Source organism: Streptomyces sp. NRRL B-24572 (assembly GCF_002156145.1).
GTDB classification, from domain to species: Bacteria; Actinomycetota; Actinomycetes; order Streptomycetales; family Streptomycetaceae; genus Streptomyces; species Streptomyces vietnamensis.
Map to the genome: position 1 here is coordinate 1 of NZ_MWIG01000654.1, position 3,115 is coordinate 3,115.

Annotated in this window: 5 protein-coding genes; 1 reads left to right on the forward strand and 4 read right to left on the reverse strand. The window is 71.6% G+C overall.

Annotated elements, in window-relative coordinates; genetic code table 11:
* Nucleotides 1-31: 31 nt before the first annotated feature.
* A complete protein-coding gene (locus CCN56_RS32780; protein ID WP_086831504.1) occupies nt 32-274 on the reverse strand; it encodes a hypothetical protein in 243 nt (80 codons plus the stop codon).
* Between the two features lie 372 nt (nt 275-646).
* Nucleotides 647-862 carry an EF-hand domain-containing protein gene (locus CCN56_RS32785; RefSeq protein WP_086831505.1) on the reverse strand — a complete coding sequence of 72 codons (216 nt, stop codon included), beginning with the start codon at nt 860-862 and terminating at the stop codon, nt 647-649.
* Between the two features lie 74 nt (nt 863-936).
* On the opposite strand from CCN56_RS32785, the gene CCN56_RS32790 reads away from it, so the two are divergent.
* Nucleotides 937-1,575, forward strand: coding sequence for a GNAT family N-acetyltransferase (locus CCN56_RS32790; protein ID WP_086831506.1), 639 nt, complete (start codon nt 937-939; stop codon nt 1,573-1,575).
* Between the two features lie 4 nt (nt 1,576-1,579).
* Here CCN56_RS32790 and CCN56_RS32795 read toward each other — a convergent pair whose 3' ends face one another.
* Both CCN56_RS32795 and CCN56_RS32800 read right to left on the reverse strand, forming a co-directional pair.
* Nucleotides 1,580-2,761, reverse strand: a complete 1,182-nt coding sequence (locus tag CCN56_RS32795) for a YncE family protein (RefSeq protein WP_086831507.1) — start codon at nt 2,759-2,761, stop codon at nt 1,580-1,582.
* On the reverse strand, nt 2,761-3,115 hold a 355-nt coding region (locus tag CCN56_RS32800; RefSeq protein ID WP_143664693.1), incomplete at its 5' end, for a polysaccharide deacetylase family protein. The genes CCN56_RS32795 and CCN56_RS32800, both read right to left, overlap by 1 nt.

Consider the following 3,115-nt stretch of genomic DNA (forward strand, 5'->3'; position numbering starts at 1 on the left):
CGGGATCCCCGGGGCCGGCCGTTTCCGTTCGTCAGGCGCGGACCCAGAGGACGATGATGTCCTGGCGGTCGGCGCTGAAGGGCTCGCAGGAGTAGATCGGGCCCCAGATCTTGTAGCCGGCCTGCCCCGCGGCCTGGCAGTCGGCGTACGAGCCGTAGGAGCTGTTCGCGTAGTAGCCCGGCCCCGGGCCGGCCTGGGCGGCTCCGGCGGCGCCGAGCGCGAGCGCCCCGGCGGTGACGGCTGTGGCGAGTGCGGCTGCTGTGCGGCGGTACATGGCATTGCCTCCTGAAAACGCCGGGATGCCCCGGCGGAGTGAGTGACGATGCGATGTGGTGCGTTACGTCCGGCTGCGCAGCCGTGGACGAACGTACCGTCACGGACAGTGCCGCACAATAGGTCTAGGCCAATGCGTCAGGTCGCGCGGTGCCCCGTACGGGCCCGCGCCGGGGCTTCGCCCTGCTCCGTGCGGGCGCGCGCCTGGCTGGGCCTTCGTCCCGCGCCCGTGTGGGCCCGCGCCTGGCTGGGCGGTGCCCTTCGCCGCCCGCCGTGTGGGCAATCGTCCCGCAGGGCAAGGGGGACCCCCTTCGCCCCGGCGGAACGATTGCCCACAACGGGGCGGGCACCGCCCGCAACGGGGTCCTTCAGGTCACGCCTTGGTGTAGTGCGCCCAGAACTCGTCCCAGGACAGCACACCGTCGCCGTTGTCGTCGCGCTGCTTGATGATCGCCTCGGCGACCGTCACGGTGACGTTGAAGTCGCCCAGCTCCGCCATGACGTGCTTGTACTCCTCGGCGGTGATGAAGCCGTCGCCGTTCACGTCGAACTTGTTGAATGCCGTGCGTGCCGAGTCGATGTCCGCCACTGCGTCCGCCCCTTCTTGGTGCTTGTCTGACGGGGGTCAGATTAGCTGGCCGCGCGCTGAAGGATGATGGGGGCATGAGCGACGAGGTGGCACGGGTCCTGGCGGCGGCGGCACGCGGGCAGTTCCCGCCCCCGGACGGTTCGACGACGGTGGTGCCGCAGCCGGGCCCCCGGGACGCGGGGGTGCTCGCCTTCACCGCGCACTCGGTGGTCTTCACGGACGCCGACCCGGAGTGGGTACGGAACCAGCTGGCGGCCACATCGAGCGATCCGCTGGCGGCGAGCATGAACCCTGGCTTCCTGCTCGCGCTGATGGCCCGCACCGGCCGGCACATGAACACGATCGACCTGCTCACGGTGGCGGACGCGCTGCCGGGCCCTCCCCCGCTGGAGCTCCGCGAGATCGACGACCCGGCGCACCCCCGGGTGGCGCGGGCGCTGAAGTTCCGCGACGACGTCCGGGTGTGGGCGGCCGACGGCGGTGTCCTGATCCTGGGCCGGGGCGTCGCGGGCCGCTGGGAGGCCGCGATCGAGGTGGACGAGGAGGTGCGCCACCGGGGCCTGGGGCGGGCCCTGGCGACGGCGGCCCGCCACCTCGTCCCGGGCGAGGTGGTGTGGGCCCAGCAGTCCCCCGGCAACGCCCGCAGCGTCCGCGTCTTCCAGGCGGCGGGCTACCGCCCGGTGGCCTCGGAGGCGCTCCTGATCGCCGGCTGAGCCGCTAGCGGAAGATGCCGGTGTGGCCGAGGGAGTAGCGGCCCGGCTGCGGGTAGACCGCGAGTCCGTGCGGGCCGCTGCCGACGGGGATGCGGGCGAGCTGCTTGCCGGTCGTGGTGTCGATCGCGTACACCTCGGCGTCGTACCGTCCCGAGAGCCACAGGACCTTGCCGTCGGCGGAGACGCCGCCCATGTCGGGGGAGCCGCCGTCCGGGAGCTTCCACTTCTTGGTGAGCTTGTTCTGCTGGAAGTCGAAGACGGAGACGGTGCCCTCGCCGCGGTTGGAGACGTACATCTCGCGGGAGTCCCGGCTGACGTAGAGGCCGTGGCAGCCCTTGCCGGTGGGGAGCAGGGTGGGGGTGGTGAACTTCTCGCCGTCCAGGACCCACATGCCGTGGGCCATCATGTCGGCGATGTAGAAGGTCTTGCCGTCCGGGGAGATCTTCACGTCCTGCGGCATGGCGCCGTCGAAGGGCAGTTTCTGCTGGCCGATCACCTCCATCTTCTCGGTGTCGACCTTGAGGAGTTCGCCTGAGAACTCGCAGGAGACGACGAAGTAGCGTCCGTCGGCGGAGAAGTCGGCGTGGTTGACGCCGTAGCAGCTGACCGGGACGGTCTTCTTCCGTTCCATGGTGTGGGGGTCGCGGAAGACGAGTTCGCGGTCGAGCGAGGCCATGACGACGGCGTACTTGCCGTTGGGCGTGAAGTAGAGGTTGTACGGGTCGTGGACCTCGACGGGCTTGCCCGCGACGCCGGTGGCGGGGTCGATGGGGGTGAGGGTGTGGCCCCGGTCGTTGTTGACCCAGAGGGTCTTCATGTCCCAGGAGGGCACGACGTGCTGGGGCTGGATGCCGACCGGGATGGTCTCGACGACCTGGTAGGTGGCGGGGTCGATGACGGAGACGGTGTTGGAGTTGGTGTTGGGCACGTAGACCCGGGAGGGGAAGTTCTTCACCACCGGGGAGAGCCGGTTCGGCCGGTCGGCGGCGTAGACGTCGTGCGGGTCGAGCAGGGGCGGCATCCCGGGGAGCCCGGCGGGTGCGGCGGCCGGCTTGGGTACGGCGGGGGCGTCGGCCTTCTTCACGGGGGCCGCGCCCTCGGAGTGGTTCGCGCTGCCGCAGCCGGCGAGACCGGCGAGGAGGGCGGCGGCGAGGAGGATCCTGGATCTCTTCGTGAGGTGTGCCATCAGCTCAGCAGCTCCGTGGTGGTGACCGCGCTCAGGCCGCGGCGGTCGAGATCGGCGAGGAGGAGGGGCAGCGCGGCGGCGGTGTCCGGGTAGCCGAAGTGCAGGCTGACGACGGATCCGGCGCGGACGGGCCCCGTGACGTTGCGGACGACGGCCGCCGCGCCGGGCGAGGTGAAGTCGAGGGAGTCGACGTCGTACGAGAGGGCGTGCGGGTATCCGGCGCGCCGGGCGGCGCGCAGGACGTGGGGGGCGGCGTTCCGGGTGCGGGAGGGCCTGAACCAGGTGCCGACGGAGCCGGTGAGCCGGCGCAGCCGGGCGGCGCAGGCCTCGATCTCGGCGAGGGCCTCGGCCTCG

What these genes read in the sequence shown, in the direction of transcription:
- CCN56_RS32795 (WP_086831507.1), bottom strand. Translation starts at nt 2,761, where the DNA reads ATGGCACACCTCACGAAGAGATCCAGGATCCTCCTCGCCGCCGCCCTC.
- CCN56_RS32780 (WP_086831504.1), bottom strand. Translation starts at nt 274, where the DNA reads ATGTACCGCCGCACAGCAGCCGCACTCGCCACAGCCGTCACCGCCGGG.
- CCN56_RS32790 (WP_086831506.1), top strand. Translation starts at nt 937, where the DNA reads ATGAGCGACGAGGTGGCACGGGTCCTGGCGGCGGCGGCACGCGGGCAG.